Here is a 21,924-nt window from a genome sequence, read left to right as displayed (position 1 = left end):
GTCCTGATGTGTTGGATTCTGCCCTGCTGCGTCCTGGTCGCTTTGACCGTCAGGTGACAGTGGACGCGCCTGACATGAAAGGTCGCCTGGAAGTGCTTCAGGTTCACGCACGCAACAAAAAGCTGAGTCCAGAGGTGTCGCTGGAAGCGATCGCCCGTCGCACCCCTGGCTTCACGGGCGCTGACCTGGCAAACCTGCTCAACGAAGCGGCCATTCTCACGGCACGTCGTCGCAAAGACGCGATGACCATGCTGGAAGTCGATGATGCGGTTGACCGCGTGGTTGCTGGGATGGAAGGCACTCCGCTAGTCGATAGTAAGAGCAAGCGACTGATTGCGTATCACGAGATCGGTCACGCCATCATCGGTACGCTGGTGAAGGATCATGATCCGGTACAAAAGGTCACGCTGATCCCTCGTGGACAGGCACAGGGTTTGACCTGGTTTACACCGAGCGAAGATCAGGCGTTGATTTCGCGATCGCAGATTTTGGCCCGCATTACAGGAGCGCTGGGTGGTCGTGCGGCTGAAATCGTGATTTTTGGCGACGCTGAAGTCACTACGGGTGCAGGCAACGACATTCAGCAAGTTGCCAACATGGCGCGTCAAATGGTGACTCGCTTCGGCATGTCTGATCTGGGGCCGCTCTCCTTGGAAAGCCAGCAGGGTGAAGTGTTCCTCGGACGCGATTGGATGACGCGCTCAGAATATTCTGAAGAAATTGCGTCTCGCATTGATGCTCAAGTCCGTGCGATCGTCGAGCATTGTTACGATGATGCCCGTCGCATTATCCGTGAGAACCGCACCGTGATCGATCGGTTGGTAGACCTGCTAATTGAACGGGAAACCATTGATGGCGACGAGTTCCGGCAGATCGTTTCTGAGTATACAAACATTCCTGAGAAGGAAGCGTATGCTGCTCGTATCTAAATCTCGAAACTCTCAGTAAGTAGTTGAACGAGGGCGATCGCATCATCGCTCTCGTTTTTATTAGGGCTTACACAAACCTCAGAGGTTTCACCCAGCATCGGCATCAGCACTAAATGTCGTTGCTTAAACCTCCGAGGTTTTGGTCACAAAGTGGTGGGCGATCGCTAGAGTTGATGGGACATCGGCAAGCATTGAACTGATCGACCCGTTTGAGCAAACTGCTTCGGCACAATCAGATCCTCCTGTTGCAGAATCTGATTGTCAGCCCCCAAAACGCGTAGCTCACAGACCCCTGTGGCACCCGCAGCAAGCAAGGCAAAGACACCATTGCTGCTTCTGCCGCGCAGGATCTTACCGTTATCAAACATCGCCTCCACTGCAAGCACTTTGGGTTGTAACACGCGACCATACAAGATGGCATAGCGTTCAACCGCTTGAGAAGAGCGATCGCCATTGGAGGAGCGGCTGATGCCATATTCTACCAATTGTCTTGAGGGTGACGGCTCCAGTACAGTACCATAGCTGTCGCTACCGCTCACCTGCCAGGTCGCGCCGTGCCGTTTCACCACCTGATGCCCAAAAACAGGCTGCATCGTTGCCTTCTCATTACCTCGCACAACTGGGCAAAGCGCACTGTAAAGAATAATCACGCCTTGAGGCCATGCTTGTGCGCTCAACACCTTTAAGCCTTCTGCTTTTGCTCGATCGCCTGTCGGGCAACTCACTGTTTGCCCAATGAAGTCTCTGGGAGTCACGGTCAACAGGGACGCAAGGGCACAGCTTGATGTGGTGAAAGCCAGGAACCCAATCAAGCAGGTTAGCAGCCGTTTCATGGTCGATCAAGAGTTTGTATAGACAAGGGTGCGATCGTCTAGCTCTGTAGCGCTTGTTTTACAGTTTGCCCCTGATGCACAAAAAGCTACCTCTCTCCAGGGACAGTTTGTCAGGCAGCAGTTTGAAAGCGCCATCAAAGCATCGTCTGAAAAGACGGATAGCGATCAGCACGGCTAAAAACCGAACTGAGCAAACAGACAACGAAATCCAACCGCAAGCTCGATCTCACGGGACACCATTAGGGTTATTGTGATCAACAGTGGCCTTTTCACACTTCACATCATGACCGCAGCGCCCTCTCACAAAAAGGCGAAAGCTCTCCAGCCCACTAGTCGTCGCCCTGCCAAAGCACTGTGCAGCGAATGTGGGCTTTGTGATACTTACTACATTCACTACGTTAAAGATGCCTGTGCTTTTCTCAATCAGCAGATTGCCGAGTTAGAAGCACAGATTCATCACCGCAGCCGCAACCTCGATCAACCCGATGAGTGGTACTTTGGCGTGAGCCAGAGCATGATGGCAGCCCGCAAGACTGAGCCAGTCGAAGGTGCACAGTGGACGGGCATTGTCAGCACGATCGCCATTGAAATGCTGACTCGCGGGCTGGTGGAAGGCGTGGTGTGTGTCCAGAATACGGAAGACGATCGCTTTCAACCAAAGCCAGTTCTGGCGCGTACCCCCGCAGAAATTCTTGCGGCAAAAGTCAACAAGCCCACACTCTCCCCCAACCTATCTGTGCTGGAAGAAATCGAGCAATCTGGCCTGAAGCGGTTATTGGTCATTGGAGTGGGTTGTCAAATTCAGGCGCTCCGAACGGTGGAGAAACAGTTGGGCTTAGAGAAGCTTTACGTGCTGGGCACGCCCTGTGTAGATAACGTGACTCGCGCTGGACTCCAGAAATTTCTAGACACGACCAGCCGATCGCCCTCAACAGTCGTTCATTACGAATTTATGCAGGATTTTCGCGTCCACTTTAAGCATGAAGATGGCTCAGTGGAAACGGTGCCGTTTTTTGGCTTGAAAACCAATCAGCTTAAAGATGTGTTCGCACCGTCCTGCATGAGCTGTTTTGATTACGTCAATTCCTTAGCAGATCTCGTTGTGGGATACATGGGTGCGCCCTTTGGCTGGCAATGGATTGTGGTGCGGAACGATCGCGGTCAAGAAATGCTCGATCTTGTGCAGGATCAGATTGAAACCCAATCGGTGATGTCCCAGGGCGATCGCCATGATGCCGTCCAAAACAGTATTCCTGCCTATGACAAAGGCGTGACGTTGCCAATGTGGGCCGCCAAACTGATGGGTGTCGTCATTGAGAAAATGGGTCCGAAAGGGCTGGAGTACGCCCGCTTCTCGATCGACTCCCACTTCACCCGCAATTATCTCTACGTCAAGCGTCACTATCCTGAAAAGCTAGACGCTCACGTGCCAGAGTACGCCAAGCGTATTGTGGGGCAGTATAAGTTGCCAAAAACGTAGATGAAGGCAGGAGGCAGAAGCGGAGGCAGCTTTGCTCCTGAATGCTCAGGAGTCACGCACAGATCCCCGACTTCTACACTGAGACAAGCTTTTGCCTAGAGTTTTAATCAGAAGTCGGGGATCGAAACACCTTTTGCGCAACTCCTATTGCTTTCAAGATCGGTAACACGCCTTTTTCCCTTCTGCCCTCTGCCTTCTCACAGCCAAGCTGTACCGCTATAGCCGACAAAACTGTCGATCGCGCTCTAACTGCCGTTCTTGCCAACCAAAGGAGAAATGGCTGACTGATCGGATCGGGGGAGAGCGCGATCGCAGTGACCCCATCTGCGCTTCGAGAGAGGGACGATCGGTCGCTTGCTGCCATTGTCCTGTGAGAACGGGCGCAACGATCGTCCCTGCTGGAGCCAGACTAAGTACCTTTTGCACCTGTGCGTTGATGCAGCTTGTATCACCACACAGCCCGTAGGCCATTGGATGCCACTCGATCGCCGCTGGAAAACGATCCCAAGCCTGCAAGCGGGAATCAAAGCCTTTGCCGATCGCCTGGTTTGCTTCAGGGAAAAAGGCGGCTCCGGCGGGAATGCCTCGTTGTCGGGCAAGATTGGCGGCAGTGGTGAGAAAGTCGATCGGTCCTTGCATGGCATGGGCAACCACCAGCGTCCACAGGTCGGCTTGAATGGCGGACAGACTTTTGGAAGCAGCTCCGGTCGATCGTCCCTGCCAGAGGGGTTCTTTCTCAGTGGGGTACAGTTTTTTGACCGCAGCCACATCGCTAGCGGAGACCGAGCCTTGCTGAAGATAGCGACGCATAAGGTCTAGCCCCTGCTGGTTTTGGGCACGTTGGTAGAGTGCCTGCTGGGAGGCATCGCCGTAGATCCACAGATCTTTGACCTTACTAGCAATGGAGGCTCCACCAACGCCTTTGGGATAGCGGATGTAGTCGAACAGAACGCCATCCGGTCGTCGTTGCAATACAGTCTGCAAAAGCTGAAGGTAATCGCTTTGCGCCTGGGCATTGTAGGGATCGGCAAAGATTTCGTCCTGCACGGTCAGATCCAAGCTGGTATCCTGACTGACCTTCGTGCCCACGGTGAGGCTGGTTTCGCCCTGCCCGTTGCGTGCCAGCACCTGCTGTCGATCGGGTCGGGTTGCATAGGTGTAGCCAAAATTGAGGGCAAACATCCAGGCGTAGATTTTCAGCCCGCGATCGTGCCCTTTTTGAATGACCTGTGCCAACAGATCCGTTTGCTCGTAGCCTGGATTTTGGACAACAGAAGACCACGGGGTTGGGTTGCCGCTCGATGGCAGTAGCACCTGACCGTTAGAAAAGGTGTCCACATAAATCTGGTTGTAGCCACGATCGACGATGCGATCGAGCACCGCATCTAACACTCCCGGCTTGCTGTCGCAAGGATACAGACGCAGCCAAACCCCTTGAGTTTGAAACTGGCTCTGGTTCCGGCACTGCTGTAGCTGTTGCCCCTGCTGCCTGATGGTCGCTTGATAGGTACGTTGAGCTTCTGCATCACCCGCGATCGTACCCTGAAGCAACGCTGCTTTTTGGCTGCTAGCGGCGGCTGACAATTGGCATTCGTCCGGCGTTTGAGCTTGGGAGGGGTGATCTAAAAGCCAATGGCTGAAGAGGCTGATAGACAGCGCGATCGCTACCAGACTGGCTACAACACTTCTGCGATGCATCATAGGTAATGTAAGTTGAGTCCGTTTTGACGGTCAGCACCCAATTTACATCCTGACGTGTGACCCATCCGGACGTTGCTGTGCTCGAACCGGGTAGACGATCGCGCTGCCAAGCATCATTGATCTGCGATCGCCTGCTCTACGCATTCTCACTCGCAGCCGCAACTTTTGGAGTTTCCGTTACAGGCTCTGGATCAGGTTCTTCAGCGACGGCTTCGGGAGTCTCTGCGGCGGCAGGTTCCGCATCAGGTTCTTCAACCGCAACTTCGGGAGCTTCCGTTGCCACAGGCTCCGCTGCTACAGGTGCTTCAGCCGTGACCTCTTGAGTTGTCTCTGCCACAGGTGCTTCTGTCGCGACTTCTGGCGTTTCCACTGCCGCAGGTGCCACCGCAGGCTCTTCAGCGGTAACTTCTGGGATCTCCGCTACCACAGCTTCTGCCGCCAGGGTTTCTTCAGCGACGACTTCCTCAGTCACGTCTTCTGGTACTGCTTCAACTTCAGCCGTGACCTCTTGAGTTGTCTCTGCCACAGGTGCTTCTGTCGCGACTTCTGGCGTTTCCACTGCCGCAGGTGCCACCGCAGGCTCTTCAGCGGTAACTTCTGGGATCTCCGCTACCACAGCTTCTGCCGCCAGGGTTTCTTCAGCGACGACTTCCTCAGTCACGTCTTCTGGTACTGCTTCAACTTCTGGCTCTGGTGGTTTTGGCTTCGTTGGCTTAGGCCCCCTTGCAAGCGCTGGGTTGACCATTTGCCTCGGCTCTTCATCACGTCCTTTACCTTTGCCTCTGCCCTTACCGCGATCGCGGTCATTGCCACGCTCTCTATCGTTGCTTTGGACTGCTTCTGTGCTTTTAGCTTTATCTTTATTCAGCACAGGACGCTCAACATTCCGTGTTGGCAATGCTTTTGCAACGGTTTCGCTGCTTTCGCCTTCGGGCTTAGCCTGACGTTCAGACTTTTTAATTGGACGCTCTACCATCACCAGAATCCCTTTCTACTTACCGCTATCCTAGCTTGCATAGGACACGGCAGACGCTTTTTTCGACGAGCAATGTGCAGATCGATGTGCCATTACGCCACACTAAGCGACAGCAATTCATCAGTCATCTCAAAGTTAGCGGTTACACTCTGCACATCATCCAGGTCTTCCAGTGCGTCCATCAGCTTGAGGAGCGATCGCGCCTGGTCAGGATCGCTCACCTCTAGCGTGTTGCCAGGAATCCAGCGCAATTCAACGCGACTGACATTATAGTGTTTGTCTTTTAGCGTTTGGCTGAGGGTCTCTAAATTTGCCACCTCGGTCATGGCTTCCGCAGACGTTCCATCTTCGGTTTCAACCAATTCATACGTGTCTGCTCCACCTTCTAGAAAGGCTTCTAGCAGTTCGTCTTCCTGAATTGCAACCGTTTCCGATCGACGTTTGCGCCCAGTTTCTACAGGTGTAAGGGACACTTCCACCACGCCCTTTTGTTCAAACATCCAGCCCACGCAGCCCGTTTCACCCAGATTGCCACCATTCTTGCTGAAGGCAACCCGCAAGTCTGCGGCTGTGCGGTTGCGGTTATCGGTTAGCGCTTCAATTAAGATGGCAACTCCACCAGGCCCATACCCTTCGTAGCGAATAGCCTCCAGCGCCGCATGATCAGCACCCAGTTTGCCTGCCCCTTTCGCGATCGCCCGCTCAATGTTGTCGTTGGGAATACCAGCAGCTTTCGCTTTGTCGATCGCCGTCCGCAGTTGAAAATTTCCTTCTGGATCAGGCACCCCGCTCCGCGCGGCAACAATAATCTCCCGCGAAATCTTGGTAAACACCTTGCCCTTAACTGCATCAACTCTGGCTTTCTGCCGTTTGATGTTTGCCCACTTACTGTGTCCTGCCATGTCACGTCGATCGTACTAACGCCATTAACAGGATAGACAACGGAGTAGGGGAGTAGGGGAGTAGGGAGTGGGGAGTAGGGAGTGGGGAGTAGGGAGTGGGGAGTAGAGCAGGCAAAACTCAGCGTGTGACAGAGGCGCAAGTCATACAAACGAGCAAGGCATGAAAGCAGCAGCGCTCTAATATTTCCAAATGTCGCGCGCGATCGACAGCCGTTTTTTACTCCAATGAGTTGAGAAAGAGAACAGAGTCATGTCTACCGTTCACCTGCGCCTGTTGCTAGGTCTCGCTGTCAGTTTGATGCTTGTTTTTGCGATCGTCGCTGTCCGATCTAAACCCGTCTGGCAACCTAACACAACGCTATACGGCAGCGACGCAAAGCACTTAAATGCGTTTGGCTATGCTGTGGCTATTGATCAGAATACGCTTGCGGTTGCCTCTGGGGTCGGTATTTCTGTCTTTGAATACTCCAGCTCTACCTGGGTCGAACAAGCAAAATTACTGCCCGATGACATGCAACGAGTAAGTGGGAATTTTGGTCGCAGTGTTGCTATTAGCGGCGATACTATTGCAGTCTCAGCTCCCACCGCAATGCCCGACGTTGCTCACGTAGATGGCGTGAGTGGAACAGGAGCCATCTACATCTTCACGCGCCAAGGGACAACCTGGAAACAGCAAGCCAAGCTTTTTCCACCCGAACCAAAAGGAGGCTTCCACTTTGGCTATGACGTGGCACTTGATCAGAATACAGTTGTCGTGGGGGATGACAGAGACGTGTATGTGTTTGAGCGTGACCCCATCACAGCAACCTGGTCATATACAACAAATCTTGTTATCCCCCCAAACCCGGAGCGTAAGGTTACCGCTCCAGCCACCTATTTGGTTCGAGTCGCGACAGTCAGTGGTGACACCATTCTAGTGGGTGGTAACAAAAGCCAAGCAGCAGGTGTTGTTGGCGTACTTTTTGAGCGTCAACCCCAAACGGGCACCTGGGCTTACGATCAGGAGGTAGTATTTCCGGTGCCGCAGAAGCTCCTTAGTCACGGTATCATTGCTGGCACTGGATCGGTTGCTCTGGATGGGAACACCCTACTCTTGGGTGTGGTGTTCAGTTCGCCCGGTTTTATCGGCTCTGCCTACGTTGCCAAACGCCCGACTGCCAATGGCGACTGGCGGCAGACTGCCAAAATAGCACCCCGCTATGTGCATCGTCTAGGCGGAATGCTCAGTTGGTTGTTCGATTACGGGTTTGGTCGTAGAGTCGCCATCAAGGGCGATTACGCAGTCGTTGCTGCTATCGGTCAACAGAGTAACTTTTTTGTCCGGAGTAGCGAAGGGGAAGCGTTTCTCTTTCGCCGTCAGCCAAACTCCGAGTACTGGTCGCAACTTGCCAAGTTAGTACCACGATCGGACAGAAAGGAATTCCTACCCACCATCAGCCTGTCGAATCGTCATTTGATCATTGGCGACCCTAAAGCACGGAACGCGTAGGGAGAACTGACGGGTGCTGTTTACGTTTTTGAGCTATCAACAACACCTTAAGATTTAGATACAGTCGCACTGAGCTATCATCCTTTTCCACCTGTGAACGCCACGCCTTGAATGAAGTAGCGGTTAAAAAAGGCGTAGACAGCCAAGGCTGGTAGCGTAAAAATCATGGAGGCTGCCATGATGTAATTCCAGTAGCTAATGTATTGTCCTTTGAAGGCATTTAGACCCAACGTTAGAGTGAACATTTCGGGATCAGATAGAATAACTAAGGGCATCAGAAATTCATTCCAGGAACCCATAAAGACAAAAATGGTTTGAGCCGCTAATGCAGGTTTTGCGAGGGGTAGAACAATTTGAAAAAAGGTGCCAAAACGTCCCAAACCATCCAACGCGGCGGCTTCTTCTAGCTCTTTAGGGAAGTTAATAAAAAACTGCCGCATCATAAAAATAAACGTCGCATTGACGGCGGATGGCACGATCAAGCCTTGATAGGTATTAAGCCATCCCAATGATTTGAGAATCAAGAATTTAGGCAAGAGCGTAATTTGCCCCGGCACCATCAGCACTGCCAGAATCAGAAAGAACCAAAACTGATTGCCAGGAAAACGAATTCTCGCCAGGGCATAGCCTGCCATTGAATTAAATAAGAGATTCAATAGGGTGACAGAAATAGCCGCGATCGCGCTATTCATCAACCAGCGACCAAAGAGCGGCTCTTGTGTAAAAATTGTCTGATAATTTGCGAATGTAAACTGTTTGGGCACCAAACTTAAGCCTCCTGCTGAAATTTCTGCCAGCGATTTAAAGGAAGCTGATAATGCCCAGGCAAACGGTAACAAGGTAATCAGCGTGTAGGCGATTAGAACTATATAGAGAATCGCGGTTGACCAACGTATTGCTTTCATACAAAATTCCTAATCTAAACGTTCTTCTTTAAACAACGTGCGCTGAATAATTGTTGAGGTCATCAAGATAGCTGCCAGGATTAATGTAAGCGCTAAGGCATAGCCCATATCCAAGTTTTTGAAGGCGTATTGATAGATGAGCAGCACGATCGTCAGCGTAGAATCGTTAGGGCCGCCAGAGCCAGCAGAGAAAATATACGACTGATCAAATAGCTGAAACGTCCCAATAATACCCATCACGACGACAAAAAATGTCACGGGCTGTAAGAAGGGTATGGTGACGTGCAATAACTTCTCCCAACGACTGGCTCCATCTAATGTAGCGGCTTCATAGAGCGTTTCTGGAATATCCTGTAGTGCTGCTAGATAAATCACCATAAATAAGGGTGCTGTTGACCAAATATTCATGATCATAATGCCCTTTAAGGCAACATTAGGATCGCCTAACCAGTTGTAGGTTGGTAGGTGTAAAAGACTCAGCAAACTGTTGAGCAAGCCGTTGGAATTATAAATCCACATGAAGATCAGCGTCAGCACTGCCGATGATGTCACAGTGGGCAGAAAAAAGGCAACCCGAAACCACGATCGCCCCTTAGTTTGACTATTCAAAATCAGGGCAAGGGCAAGGGCAAGGATTGTTTGAATGGGCACCACGATCGCTACATACGAAGCGGTGTTTTTGAGCGCAATCCAAACTCGATCGTCCTGAGCAATTCGCAAGAAGTTCTTTAAACCTGTAAACTGATAGCTCACATTGCCTAGAAGCTGTACTTTCTGGAAAGCAAGCGCAACGGCATAGGCAATTGGAAGAATCAAAAACACGCCAGCAATCAGAATGGTTGGAGCCATAAACAGATAGCCTGCAACGTTATCTTTTATGCTTCGCTTTTCCCACCTACGCTTACTCAATCTATTCATAAGTTTCTACCCTGGTATTTAGACCTCTGAGGTCTTAAAGACCTCAGAGGTCTGTTTCTTTTCTAATTAGATAAATAGATTTCTCGATTAGCGGTATCTTGTGCTTTTTGCATTGCCTGGGGTAATGACTGTTCTCCCAACAAAGCACTAATAAACTGATTGTTGAAGTTCATACGAATGATGGGTAAGTTCTGATTCGCTTGCCAGATCGTTGCATACCTAGCACCTCTGGCAAAGGGAGCATATAAGGGGTTTTGTTCGTATCCCGATGCCGCTAAAACCGATCGACGAGTTGGTAAAGCCAAACCTTGTTTTGCCCATGCTTTCATGCCTTCGCTGCCAGTTAAGTAAGCAATCAATTTCCATGCAGCCTCTTTATGCTTTGCTTTGCGATTCATCACGTAGGCAACAGTGAACGCCATTGTTCCAGCTTTGCCATTGATTGTAGGAACTTCTGCTGTCGCAAAAGCAAGCGTTGGAAAGGTTTCTTTAAAGTAAGGAATGGCCCACGGGCCTTCAAGCGTCATGGAAACTTTTCCTTGACCCAACATTTCGCTACCTGAGGTTGCACCGACATCTGTTGGTTGAGCAGCGGTGCGATCGCGACGATATTGATCAATGACTAACTGCAAGCCTTTCAAGCTTTGAGGTTCAGCAAAAGCCGCATAACCATTCGGCTCGATCAGCTTCCCGCCAAAGGCTTTTAACACAAAAACTTGTCGTGCTAATTCGGGTGCAAGCCCAAAACCAACTTGATCCATTTTTCCATCATGATTCTGGTCGATCGTCAGCTTTTTAGACACTGCAATAAGCTCATCCCATGTTTTGGGTGGTTGCGCGATACCAGCCGCCGCAAATGCTTTTTTGTTATACATTAAGGCAAGCGTTGAGAAATCTTTGGGCAGGCCGTACAGCTTGCCGTTGCGCTTAAACGCATTGAGCATTGAAGGTTCAAAATCAGCCAGATTGAATGCAGGTGTAATGTAAGCATCCAGTGGTTCCAGTACGTTATATTGCATTAATAACGGGGCTTCAAGCGCATCCAAATAAAATACATCCGGAGCAACATCACCAATGAGGCGCGTTTTAATCACATCCATGTATTCGCTATTGATGACTTCATACTTAACGCGAATACCAGGATTTTTTGCCTCAAATTCTTGAATCACTTGATGCAAAAGCTTCGTTTCATTAGGATTACTTTGCCAACCGCTTAACGTGATAGTAACGGTTGAATCTTTTGGCTTGAGTGTATTTTGGCTATGCAAAAAAAGCGCTTGTTTACGACAGCTCGTTAACACGATCGCTCCAAGCAGCAAACAACTCCAGCCAAACTTTCGCAAACTAACTTTCATCACGCTTATCGCCGCATATTCAAGTCACTTTCTTTTTAATCTACAGCGCTATCTTCTTGTTACGCGAGCCAAAAAGATCTCTCCTACGATAGAGACAAGCTGAATGTCGAGAATGCCACCGATTCATGCGTCGAAATATTGAGGACTGTAGGCTGCGGCGGCAACTCAGGTACGATTGCAATGAGAAAACGTCGGTAAAAAGCAGGTGCCAAGCTTGGATGAGGTAAGCGGGATGGAACAGGCAGAAAAAGTGGCATGGCTACGCGAAAATACAAGCTTAGCTTCCTTATCAGAGGGCGCATTAGAGGCAATTGCCTTCGCAATTCAGGAAGACTCGGTGCAGGAAAATCGACGACTCGTTTTGGAAGATACGCCGCCCGACGCGCTGTACATTCTCAAGTCGGGGCGGTTAGAAAGCTACCGTACTAGCAAAACGGGACTGGCGAATGCAGTCAGTTTGCTGCCGGGAACGGTGCTGCACCTGAAGGAGCTAGCGTTAGACCAACCCGTAGAACAGACGGTGATTACGCTCAACGATTGCGTGGTGTGGAGCATTCCCAAAGCCGACTTTTTGGCGATCGTGCAGCAGCATCCCGAAATTACCCAAACGCTCTCGCGTCAACTCGCCACCGAACTCGATCAGGTGTCTGCCCAACTGGCCTACGAGCGAGAACGCCAAACAGCTCTGCGTCCTTATCTGTTGCCTAAAGTCCGGCGAGGCATCGTGGGTTCCAGTCGTTATGCTACCCGATTACGGCAGGAGATTAAGAAGGCAGCGGGTGATCGGCGATCGGTGCTGGTGTTTGGTGAACCGGGATTAGGGAAAGACAATGCGACAGCGCTGATTCACTTTGGGTCGCGCGATCGGCACGAGCCGATGATCAAAGTCAACTGCGACACCTTGCAAGCCAGTGGGTCTGAACTTTTTGGGCGGGTGGGTGGCAAACCGGGACTCATCGAGTGGTTGGGCGAAGGCACCCTGCTGCTGAACAACGTGCAGGAACTGCCAGCAGAGCTACAAAGCAAGGTCGTGCGGCTGCTAGAAACAGGCGAATATGACCCGGTAGGACGCGATGGTGAGTTGCCCCCAACACCGCGACAGTGCAACGCCCGCATTATGATGACCTCCGAAAAAGTGCTTCCACATCTGGAGCGTAAAGGGCTGGTTGGGCAGATTATTCGCGTCCCCCCTTTACGAGTCCGAAAAGCCGACATTCAAGCGCAGGTGGAATACTACCTCAGCTTATTGTGTCGGGCGCGGGGACTGCCGAAGCCCGGTGTGGCTCCAGAAGCGCTGCGGCGGCTGCAAGGCTACGACTTTCCTGGGAATCTCACGGAGTTGGAAAGCCTGGTCGAGCGGGCACTGCTGCAATCCGATGGGGCGACCGAACTGACCGAAGAGGTCTTTTGGGCAGTCAGCGGAAAAACCAGACGCTTTCGCGTGAATCTTCTCAACGCATCACCGAAGTTTCGCCAGTTCTTGCGGAGTCCCTGGTATCCCGATCGCATTAACTATGGCTTCACGCTGGGCTTTTTTGCTGTCGTGGTTGCCGTGCTGATGCTAGGGCCGCAAAGCCGCGATCGCAACATCGCGCTCAATTTTTTCTGGGCGTGGTGGTGGATGATCATTCTGGCAGCCTTCCCCTTTGTGGGACGGCTCTGGTGTTCGGTCTGCCCCTTTATGATCTACGGCGAACTCGCGCAGAAGTTCTCCCTCTGGCTCTATCCGCGTCAACTGCTGCCCTGGCCACGTCAGCAAGCCGAGAAATGGGGCGGTTGGTTCCTGTTTGGGATGTTCACCCTCATTCTGCTGTGGGAAGAGCTTTGGGACTTAGAAAACACCGCGTACCTATCCGGTTGCCTGCTGCTGCTGATTACGGCGGGAGCCGTCATTTTCTCGCTGCTGTTTGAGCGACGGTTTTGGTGTCGGTATCTGTGTCCGATCGGCGGCATGAATGGACTTTTTGCCAAGCTGTCGATGGTGGAACTCCGCGCCCAGCAGGGTATTTGTTCTGCCACCTGCACCACTTACCAGTGCTACAAAGGTGGCCCTGAAAAAGGTGAAGGTCAAGAAACAGGCGGCTGTCCCCTCTACTCCCATCCCGCGCAGCTTGAAGACAATCGAGATTGCGTGCTGTGCATGACCTGCCTCAAAGCCTGTCCTCACCGTTCTGTCGAGCTAAACCTGCGACCACCGGGTATCGAACTGTGGACAACGCACCAGCCGACCTATGCTGAGGTCTGCCTGCTGTTTCTGTTGTTTGGAGCGGTCTTTCTGCATCGCTTACCCGAAATCGAAGCGCAGTTTGGCTGGCATCTCCATCTGGATCACTTTGGCATTCACGCAGGCGTTTCGCTGTTGGCGCTACTGCTACCCAGCAGTAGCGCCCTCCTCGCCTACGCCGTGATCCAACTCTTGCAACACAACTGCAAGCCACGCCCCTTTCTGGAACTGGCGTATGGCTATTTGCCCCTCGTTCTGGGCACAAGTCTGGCACACTACTTCCGTCTGGGCTTGACAGAAGCCGGACAAATTGTGCCCGTCACCTTCGCCACCTTTGGCTTTGGGACGGCAAACCTACCGATCGCCATTGCAGACCCCGCTGTAATTGCCTTTTTGCAAAGCGTTACGCTGATTTTCTCGTTCTGGCTCAGCGTCGTACTCACCCAAAAAATTGCCCGTCAGTCGTTGCTCAGTCTTTTGCCGCAACATCTGGCAATGCTGGCGATTGGTTCCCTCATGTGGAAGGTGATTGTCGGTTGGTAAGACTTTGTCGAGTCTTGAACACTTATCAGAGAGTCTTGGATACTCGTCGGTGAGTCCTGGATACTCACTGGAGACTCTTTCATACTCGTTAGCGAGTCTTGGATACTCGTCGGTGAGTCCTGGATACTCATTGGAGACTCTTTCATACTTGTCAGCGAGTCTTAAATACTCGTCGGTGAGTCCTGGATACTCATTGGAGACTCTTTCATACTTGTCAGCGAGTCTTAAATACTCGTCGGTGAGTCCTGGATACTCATTGGAGACTCTTTCATACTCATTGGAGAGTCTTGCATACTCATCGGAGAGTCTCGGATACTCAGTGGGGCAATTCAACAGCAATCCGTTGATCGCGGCGGAGAGATTGAGTACAGCAAAACAGTGCGTTGACGTTTCGGTTTTTACGGCAGGCACAGAGCGGTGTAGGAGCACAGCCTTGCTTTAAACTAGCAGTAGCCGTTTTCAGGCATCGATCGTCCAGACTGGAGTATGGCAGGTAGTTCACACTAGCCAGAACCACTTCAACGTCTTGCTTGAGTCGATACTTACAGCCGCTTACAACCCTTAAACATGACAGCCATCGCCGCTACGATCGCGCCCCTCAGTTGGTCAGAGCTTGAAGCCCTGTCAGACTTTTCCGTCGATCCCGTCAATGGAGCCACCAACGCTCAAGCCCGCCTGCGCCTCTTTGGACAGTCGGAAGCTGATGTACGCGTCACCCTCTACCGCGATCATCATGCCTGGTGTCCCTATTGCCAGAAAGTGTGGCTGTGGTTAGAGGAGAAGCAGATCCCCTACCGCATCGAAAAAGTAACAATGTTTTGCTACGGGGAAAAAGAGCGCTGGTATAAGCGCAAAGTGCCGTCGGGAATGCTGCCTGCGATCGAGCTAGATGGTCGCCTCATCACCGAAAGTGACGACATTTTGCTGGCGCTGGAACAGGCATTTGAACCGCTGGCGTTTGGCATGAAACATCCCACCGTGCAGCCCTTGCGCTATCTGGAACGCTTGCTCTTTCGCTCCTGGTGCGCGTGGCTGTGCTATCCCGCTCGATCGACCCAGCAAGAAAACGGTAACCGCGAGCAATTTATCAGCGTCGTTGCCAAGGTGGAAGCAGCTTTAAGTGCGACACCTGGTTCCTACTTCCTGGAAACCTTCAGCACAGCGGATGTGATTTTCACGCCCTACGTGGAACGCATGAACGCCAGCCTTTACTACTACAAGGGCTACTCTTTGCGCGAAGACAATCCGCGCCTCTCTGACTGGTTTAATGCGATGGAAAGTCGGCCCACTTACCGGGGCACCCAAAGCGACTTCCATACCCATGTACATGACCTGCCACCGCAAATGGGAGGCTGCTGGGAGAACAATGAACCACAAACGAAAATCAACCAGTCTCGCGTTGATCACGGCCCCTGGGAAGGTCTCCCCGATGTCACCGCTCCCGAACCAGAGACCGCTAGGACTGAAGCGCTCTACCGGGTGCTCAAGCATCGTGCCAACATCATTCGCGTGAATCCTGCTAACGATGAGGTGATGGATATTGCCTTGCGTTGTGCTTTGACGAACCTAATGACGGGACAATTGTGTGCGCCTCCCCTGGATGCCGACGTGGCGCTCCGCTACTTGCGCGATCGCATCAGCGTGCCCCGCGATATGTCGATCTACGCTGCCAAGCGGTTGAGAGCAGCGCTAGAAACCACGGCTGCCCTTGCAGGCGATCGGCAAAGTACCCCCATTCCCATACAGCATCGCCGCGACCAAAACCCGGCTGAGTTTGCTAGAGTCTAAACCGCACGAAACAGGGAATCTCCAGTACATTCGACACTGTCACCCAAAACCGATCGCATTCTCGACTGCTATGAAAAATCAATTCTCAGACTCAATCAACCTCGATGCGTATTTCGAGCGCATTGGCTATAGTGGCGATCGCACTCCGACCCTTCAAACGCTTCAGGCTATCTGCAAGCATCACACAGAGACGATCGCGTTTGAGAATCTCAATCCCTTACTCAAACAACCCGTTCTTTTAGACATTCAGTCGATACAGCAAAAGTTGATCCACAAAGGGCGAGGAGGCTACTGCTTTGAGCAGAACTCACTGCTGCGAGCCGTGCTCATCGCACTCGGTTTTCAAATCACCAATCTCGCTGCCCGTGTCTTGTGGAACCTTCCCGAAGGCACGATCACACCGCTTAGCCACATGGTGCTTCGGGTTGACCTTAATAACGAGCTGTACATTGTTGATGTTGGCTTCGGTGGCGCTACGCCTACAACGCCCCTGTTACTCAAACCAGACCTTGAACAACCAACACCGCACGAACCGTTTCGCTTGCTTAAAACCGATGATGCTTACACGCTGCAAATCTTGATTGGTCAGGCATGGAAGTCAGTCTACTGCTTTGATTTGCACGTGCGACAACTACCCGATTATGAAGTGAGCAATTGGTACGTCTCAACTCATCCTGCTTCACACTTTGTCACTTCGCTCATGGTCACTAGACCAGACCCAGATAAGCGTAATGTCTTGCTCAATAATCAACTGACCGCCCATTATTTAGATGGCCGAACAGAGCGCCATCGTCTTGATACGGTAGAAGCACTGCGGGCCGCTTTGACTGATGTTTTTCATCTACAGCTACCCGCGATCGCGGGTATGGATGAAACCTTTCAACGGTTAATTGAGCCAGATGCTTGATGTCTTCGCCCTTGCCGCGACTGGCATTGAGCGCGATCGCCACTTCACGCGGTTGCCAATCACAGCAGTACGCAGGTAAGTTAATACTAAATTAAATTGAAGATGCGACACATTCTGTAGGGGCAAGGCAATGCCTTGCTTGCCCTTATGCAACGATTCATCTGTAGCGATTGTTGTTTAAATCGGTATTAAGACACACCGTTACAGTCAAAGCCTCGATCAATAGGATTTTGCCCTCTGCCTCCTGCCCTCTGCCTTCTAAACAGACAAAGCAAAAGCCCCAGACAATTTGCCTGAGGCTCTTACGTGACATCGTGAATCGTTATGCCGCCCGTTTCGGCGAGGTGGCTGGTGCTGTTGGCACCGTCTTGGCTCGTTTCTTCTCTTCTAACCGTCGAGATTGTTCCAACTGTTGAAGAGCAGACAGCATTTCCGCTTTTTTGAGATGCTTGTTCTTCCCGTGAGCATTACGCCATTTAATACCAGCTTCCTGGCACTGCTGCCGCAATTGTTCAACTGGGGAGAGCTTGCGCTTGGTGGACGAACCTGGTTCAGGTACCGTTACTTGATGTTGACTCGCTTGAGCCGCTTGATAGGTTCGCCAACCGGGAACTTGACTCATGCGACGATGCGTGTGGACTGCAAAGGCGCTAGCAAGGTAACCAATACTGAAAACTTCGACGGCAAGGGATGCCTGCGAGAAAAAGTATGACATTGGTAAAAACTCCTGAAGACATTAGGATGTGTCCCACCGTTCCCAGCGTGGTGAGGGGATGTAGCGCGTGCTGGGAGATAACACCGATCGTGCGTATCGCATTGGCCTTGAAAAGAATCGGGTTACGCGCATTGTAATGGAAGATCGTGGAATGATCGCGATCGCCTTTAAAGAAATCTTTAGATGCGGTCAAAGACTCGTGACATTACAGCGATCGAGTGACGGGTGTCGGGTGAAGATGGCTGTCGGCCTTTTATGAGCAGTAGCCCATCTTAAATCTAAAGAGTAGGGACGTTACATGTAACGTCCCTACAGAAAGAATTGCACCTTATTAAATCTGCATTCCTTAGTGGCTAGCCTGGGCAACTGCTTCGGCTTTGGGTGAAGAGAGGTCTTGAAAAATAATTCGGTCAGCCACTTGCTCTTGAGGTGGTTTGTTGGCAATTTTGGCTTGCCGATCGTTCTGCGGTTGATCGTGTTCCTGCTGCTGTGCGATTTGCTGCTGTTGATAGTGGTCTAATGCACGGGCGATCGCGGTTAGTCGTCGATTTTGGTCATGGCTAATCCCATCTTCTGTATTACCCAGTCCAGGGGCTTCCCAACGATTCCGGCGCGGGTTCCAGTAGGACTGTGTACGCGCCCAAAGTACCGCTTCTGAACCTGAAAGGCCGCGATCGCGCGCTTGCTTGAGCCACTCAATATATCCAGGTGTATCCAACGCGGCCAGTGGTGCCTGATTTGCCAGGTCAATGGCATTCAGTTCCTCCTCCAGAGAAAGCGTCAGGCGATGGGATGCCGCTCGTTGCCGAAGGGTGTCTGCCTGTGTCTGCAAACGCCGTAACTGCTTCTCGTCAGCCTCTTCAGGAGATTGAGCCGCGTGTTGATATGAAAAACTGCCCAGATTCCAAACGCCATTGCCCGGATCGGAGTGTCCGTAATAAGCACGGGTTTTACTGCCATCGGCGGTGCGAGTGCCTTCTGCATGACCGACTGTACGCGCCACTAAGGAATTTGAGCCACCGACAAACAGGTCTGATGCAGCCACTGTAGGAGCGGTTGCTTTGACGACTGGTGCTGGGTTTGAGGCTATGGTTGTTGCTTGCTTCTCCGGCACCGCAAAAGATAGCGCGATCGTGTCCTGCTTGCGATCGTCATCCTTGTTCGCCCCATCCTTGTTCGCCTCAGAAGGACTGGCGATCGTTGGCGTTGCGGCGGCTGGTTCAGAGTGACTCTGCTCGGTCTGAGCCACCGTGAAATCGAGGTTAATCGAGCCCTGAGCGTGTGCTGGCAGCATCCACGCCATCAGGATCAGCAACACCACAAAGGAACTCCTGAACCCAGGTTGCAATGGGATGGAAAGCCTATTTAAGACGTGTACGCAAAGCTTTAATGAGCGGCGATCGTGGGGCATATTCAGAGTGTTCCAGAAACACCAGGACTCGCGAAGGATGAACCGAGGAAGGCGGCACTGTTGAAAATTTAGTACAAATGTATTGCTTTGGCAAGATGCTGCGATCGATCAGAGCAATTAGCGTTAGCCACTTGAAGGCATCTTTAGCGCAATGAGCTTCTAGAAAGATCAACAGCCAGGTTGCACTCGCGTTACGCTTTCTACCAGATGTTTTTCGATCGCGCTGTTAGAATGCCAAGCCTATTGCCCTGGATACCGCAGCCAACGGATGATGGCTCCTTTACCTTTTTTTCCGAAGAGTTTGGCGAGGCGTTTCACAGTCGTCAGGGGGCGAAGGCAGAAGCATTTCAGAAATTTGCTCAGGCAACAGAGTTAGCGCAAAAAGCGCAGAAAAACCATGTGCGGCTACTGGATGTTTGTTACGGCCTGGGCTACAACACTGCCGCTGCTCTGGAAACGATTTGGGCTGTGAATCCCACCTGTCATGTAGCGCTCTACGGTTTGGAGTTGGATGCAACCGTGCCACAGGCTGCAATCGCCCCTCCCCTTCTCGCTAGCTGGTCACCCACGGTACAAACGGTTTTGCAGCAAATAGCACAAACCCATACCTGCATCACACCGCGCCTGACAGCGACTCTTCTCGTTGGAGATGCACGCCAAACCATTCAAACTCTTTGCCAGCAAGTATTTCAGGCCGATGCTATTTTCTTTGACCCGTTTTCACCGCGCCGCTGTCCGCAGTTGTGGACGATCGAGTTTTTTGCACTCGTCGCACGCTGTTTGGCCCCCGATGGCAGGCTAGCTACGTATTCCCGCGCCGCCGCAGTACGATCGGCCATGCAAGCCGCAGGACTAGCGATCGGCACCATTCCACTCAGCGCAACCCATCTCCCTCATGAGTGGTCGCAGGGCACGATCGGCAGCTTTGATCAGCAAACGCTGCCAACCCTTGCACCGATGGAACAGGAACATCTGCAAACGCGTGCAGCCATTCCCTACCGCGACCCCACTTTGAGCGACCCAGCGGACGTGATTCTGGAGCGTCATCAGCAAGAGCAGGCGCTATCCCAACTGGAATCGACCTCAAACTGGCGACGACGGTGGCAGATTCAATAGAAGTGGTCAACGATTGGCGATCGGACTAAGAGTTTTGAGTTTTGAGTTTTGAGTTTTGAGTTTGAAGAGAAGTCTACGGCTGAATGTGAGTTGAATCTCCGTATCTCCCCTGCCCCCCTGCCCCCCTGCTCCCCCTACTCCCTGCCCCCTATAACGTCAACGACTGTGCATTCGTATCAATCAACTTCGCCAGATCCTTCAAGAAGGCAGCGGCATGAGCACCATAGGCGACGCGATGATCACAGGTCAGGTTCACCTGCATCTGCCGTTTCACGCCCAGCATTCCATCATCAGTGGCTACAACGGTCGGAATGGACGCGCCGACTGCCAGAATCGCACCCGTGCCAGGAGGCAGAATCGCATCGAAGCGATCGACCCCAAACATCCCCAAATTGGAAATGGTAAAGGTGCCAGAGTTATATTCCACAGGTTGAAGCTGCTTTGCTCTAGCGCGATCGACCAGATCCTTCCAGATGCGTGATAGGGTGTAGAGATCCGCCTGATCCGCGTTTTGCAGTACAGGGGTAATTAAGCCGCCATCTTCCATTGCCACGGCCACCGCGACATTAATTGCCGATGGGTAGGAAATGCTCTGATTGACGTAGCTAGCATTCAGCAGCGGGTGCTTTTGCAGCGTGACCGCAACAGCTTTTGCCAACAGCGCCGTCATGGTCACGCCTTTAGACTTGACTTGCTTGTAAAGCTTATCCAGATTGTCGGTCGTGATGGTGTAGCCAACGTGATAGGTTGGCACCTCCAGACTGGCAACCATGTTCCGCACAACAGCGTTTTGCAAGGTTGTGAGCGGCACTTGCTGTCCTGCAACGGCTGGAGCTACCGGAGCCGCTGCGGCTACTTTTGGCACAGGTGGGGTAACAGAGGGTGGGGGCGGTGGGGGCGATGTGGGGGCTTTCACCGCAGGCTTACCCACCGCTGCTTCCACATCCTCTGCCACAATCCGTCCGTGAGGGCCACTGCCTCTTAGAGTCGCCAGGTTAACTTTCAGTTCTTTTGCCAGTTTACGGGCACGAGGAGAAACAACGGTACGACCGTTTGAGGGGGTTGAGCCCCCATTTTGAGTGGCAGTGGGTGCAGCGACGGCAGCGACAGCTTCTTGCTTGGTATCTGCGATCGCGCCTGGAGTTTCGACAGGGGCAGCTTGCGCTTTACCAGAGGCTTGCTGCTGAGCCGTGGCGATTTCGGCCTCGGTTTCGGCAATCAGAGCGATCGCGTCGCCGACAGGTGCCGTTTCGCCTGCTGGAACGACGATCGCGCCAAGATAGCCCTCGTAGAAGGACTCCACATCCATATCCGCTTTATCAGACTCAACCACAACAACAGTTTCGCCCTTTTCAACCTTATCGCCAGGTTCTTTAACCCAGGACACAATTTTGCCCTCGGTCATGGTGGAGCTAAGCGCAGGCATGAAGACTTCGTAAATCATGGAGTGAGTTCCGATCTGAAATGTAAGTGAAAGCGTTTAAGAGCGGTCAGCGGCCAGCGGTCAGCTTCATTGCCGCACCTCTACTGACTAGTGATCACTACTTTGGCATAGTGTCAAAGGCACTGATCACTACTCTGACACAGCGGCAAAGACGCATGATGTGTCTGACTATGCATTCGTAATCATGTGCAAGCAGTTTACAGTTAACAAATTCAGGACTGACCCATGTTGACTATAACCGTTGCCTATAACCTCGGAGGTTTGAGCTGCTGCATCTGATCACTATGC

The 21,924-nt window shown here is 52.0% G+C and carries 18 protein-coding genes and 1 pseudogene; 8 read left to right on the top strand and 11 right to left on the bottom strand.

Going from position 1 to position 21,924, the window contains the following annotated elements:
- A pseudogene (locus tag AC5JLP_RS25900) lies at positions 1 to 929 on the top strand (cell division protein FtsH); the annotation flags it as partial.
- 164 nt (positions 930 to 1,093) lie between these two features.
- Here the strand turns inward: AC5JLP_RS25900 and AC5JLP_RS25895 are convergent.
- Positions 1,094 to 1,762: a hypothetical protein gene (locus AC5JLP_RS25895; RefSeq protein ID WP_496070722.1), complete on the bottom strand. Its 669-nt coding sequence runs from the start codon at positions 1,760 to 1,762 to the stop codon at positions 1,094 to 1,096.
- 283 nt (positions 1,763 to 2,045) lie between these two features.
- Here AC5JLP_RS25895 and AC5JLP_RS25890 point away from each other — a divergent pair, with 283 nt between their 5' ends.
- A complete protein-coding gene (locus tag AC5JLP_RS25890; protein ID WP_496070721.1) occupies positions 2,046 to 3,242 on the top strand; it encodes a Coenzyme F420 hydrogenase/dehydrogenase, beta subunit C-terminal domain in 1,197 nt (398 codons plus the stop codon).
- 216 nt (positions 3,243 to 3,458) lie between these two features.
- Here the strand turns inward: AC5JLP_RS25890 and AC5JLP_RS25885 are convergent, their stop codons facing one another.
- The 3 genes from AC5JLP_RS25885 to AC5JLP_RS25875 form a co-directional block, all read right to left on the bottom strand.
- Positions 3,459 to 4,943 carry a family 10 glycosylhydrolase gene (locus AC5JLP_RS25885; RefSeq protein ID WP_496070720.1) on the bottom strand — a complete coding sequence of 495 codons (1,485 nt, stop codon included), beginning with the start codon at positions 4,941 to 4,943 and terminating at the stop codon, positions 3,459 to 3,461.
- 136 nt (positions 4,944 to 5,079) lie between these two features.
- Positions 5,080 to 5,919, bottom strand: coding sequence for a hypothetical protein (locus tag AC5JLP_RS25880; RefSeq protein WP_496070719.1), 840 nt, complete (start codon positions 5,917 to 5,919; stop codon positions 5,080 to 5,082).
- Positions 5,920 to 6,011: 92 nt separating this feature from the next.
- Complete coding sequence (locus tag AC5JLP_RS25875) at positions 6,012 to 6,821, bottom strand: YebC/PmpR family DNA-binding transcriptional regulator (RefSeq protein WP_496070718.1); 810 nt, start codon at positions 6,819 to 6,821, stop codon at positions 6,012 to 6,014.
- Between the two features lie 250 nt (positions 6,822 to 7,071).
- Between AC5JLP_RS25875 and AC5JLP_RS25870 the strand changes: the two genes are divergently transcribed.
- Positions 7,072 to 8,310, top strand: coding sequence for an FG-GAP repeat protein (locus AC5JLP_RS25870; protein ID WP_496070717.1), 1,239 nt, complete (start codon positions 7,072 to 7,074; stop codon positions 8,308 to 8,310).
- Between the two features lie 77 nt (positions 8,311 to 8,387).
- On the opposite strand, the gene AC5JLP_RS25865 is transcribed toward AC5JLP_RS25870, so the two are convergent.
- From AC5JLP_RS25865 to AC5JLP_RS25855, 3 genes are all read right to left on the bottom strand, one after another.
- Entirely contained in the window at positions 8,388 to 9,215 is an 828-nt protein-coding gene (locus AC5JLP_RS25865; RefSeq protein ID WP_496070716.1) for a carbohydrate ABC transporter permease, read from the bottom strand.
- 9 nt (positions 9,216 to 9,224) lie between these two features.
- The gene (locus AC5JLP_RS25860) at positions 9,225 to 10,064 is read right to left on the bottom strand and encodes a carbohydrate ABC transporter permease (protein WP_496070715.1); all 840 of its coding nucleotides are present in this window, start codon (positions 10,062 to 10,064) and stop codon (positions 9,225 to 9,227) included.
- Between the two features lie 131 nt (positions 10,065 to 10,195).
- The gene (locus AC5JLP_RS25855; RefSeq protein ID WP_496070714.1) at positions 10,196 to 11,488 is read right to left on the bottom strand and encodes an ABC transporter substrate-binding protein; all 1,293 of its coding nucleotides are present in this window, start codon (positions 11,486 to 11,488) and stop codon (positions 10,196 to 10,198) included.
- A gap of 232 nt (positions 11,489 to 11,720) precedes the next feature.
- On the opposite strand from AC5JLP_RS25855, the gene AC5JLP_RS25850 reads away from it, so the two are divergent.
- On the top strand, positions 11,721 to 14,255 hold the full coding sequence (locus AC5JLP_RS25850; protein ID WP_496070713.1) for a sigma 54-interacting transcriptional regulator: 2,535 nt from the start codon (positions 11,721 to 11,723) through the stop codon (positions 14,253 to 14,255).
- 316 nt (positions 14,256 to 14,571) lie between these two features.
- On the opposite strand, the gene AC5JLP_RS25845 is transcribed toward AC5JLP_RS25850, so the two are convergent.
- On the bottom strand, positions 14,572 to 14,757 hold the full coding sequence (locus tag AC5JLP_RS25845; RefSeq protein ID WP_496070712.1) for a hypothetical protein: 186 nt from the start codon (positions 14,755 to 14,757) through the stop codon (positions 14,572 to 14,574).
- A gap of 65 nt (positions 14,758 to 14,822) precedes the next feature.
- Here AC5JLP_RS25845 and AC5JLP_RS25840 point away from each other — a divergent pair, with 65 nt between their 5' ends.
- Positions 14,823 to 16,043 carry a glutathione S-transferase family protein gene (locus tag AC5JLP_RS25840; protein ID WP_496070711.1) on the top strand — a complete coding sequence of 407 codons (1,221 nt, stop codon included), beginning with the start codon at positions 14,823 to 14,825 and terminating at the stop codon, positions 16,041 to 16,043.
- Positions 16,044 to 16,113: 70 nt separating this feature from the next.
- Entirely contained in the window at positions 16,114 to 16,950 is an 837-nt protein-coding gene (locus tag AC5JLP_RS25835; RefSeq protein WP_496070710.1) for an arylamine N-acetyltransferase family protein, read from the top strand.
- A 322-nt stretch (positions 16,951 to 17,272) separates the two neighbouring features.
- On the opposite strand, the gene AC5JLP_RS25830 is transcribed toward AC5JLP_RS25835, so the two are convergent.
- The gene (locus tag AC5JLP_RS25830) at positions 17,273 to 17,665 is read right to left on the bottom strand and encodes a hypothetical protein (protein WP_496070709.1); all 393 of its coding nucleotides are present in this window, start codon (positions 17,663 to 17,665) and stop codon (positions 17,273 to 17,275) included.
- Between the two features lie 67 nt (positions 17,666 to 17,732).
- Between AC5JLP_RS25830 and AC5JLP_RS25825 the strand changes: the two genes are divergently transcribed.
- The gene (locus AC5JLP_RS25825) at positions 17,733 to 17,924 is read left to right on the top strand and encodes a hypothetical protein (protein ID WP_496070708.1); all 192 of its coding nucleotides are present in this window, start codon (positions 17,733 to 17,735) and stop codon (positions 17,922 to 17,924) included.
- Between the two features lie 87 nt (positions 17,925 to 18,011).
- On the opposite strand, the gene AC5JLP_RS25820 is transcribed toward AC5JLP_RS25825, so the two are convergent.
- Entirely contained in the window at positions 18,012 to 18,986 is a 975-nt protein-coding gene (locus AC5JLP_RS25820; RefSeq protein ID WP_496070707.1) for a hypothetical protein, read from the bottom strand.
- A gap of 321 nt (positions 18,987 to 19,307) precedes the next feature.
- Between AC5JLP_RS25820 and AC5JLP_RS25815 the strand changes: the two genes are divergently transcribed.
- Positions 19,308 to 20,192 (top strand): tRNA (5-methylaminomethyl-2-thiouridine)(34)-methyltransferase MnmD, encoded by an 885-nt coding sequence (locus AC5JLP_RS25815; RefSeq protein WP_496070706.1) that lies wholly within the window; start codon positions 19,308 to 19,310, stop codon positions 20,190 to 20,192.
- Positions 20,193 to 20,340: 148 nt separating this feature from the next.
- Here the strand turns inward: AC5JLP_RS25815 and AC5JLP_RS25810 are convergent, their stop codons facing one another.
- The gene (locus AC5JLP_RS25810; protein ID WP_496070705.1) at positions 20,341 to 21,636 is read right to left on the bottom strand and encodes a dihydrolipoamide acetyltransferase family protein; all 1,296 of its coding nucleotides are present in this window, start codon (positions 21,634 to 21,636) and stop codon (positions 20,341 to 20,343) included.
- Between the last annotated feature and the right edge of the window lie 288 nt (positions 21,637 to 21,924).

The sequence above is a fragment of the Stenomitos rutilans genome, assembly GCF_059505485.1.
The sequence above is the reverse complement of the archived record's forward strand: the minus strand, read 5'-3'. Positions and strand labels throughout refer to the sequence as shown.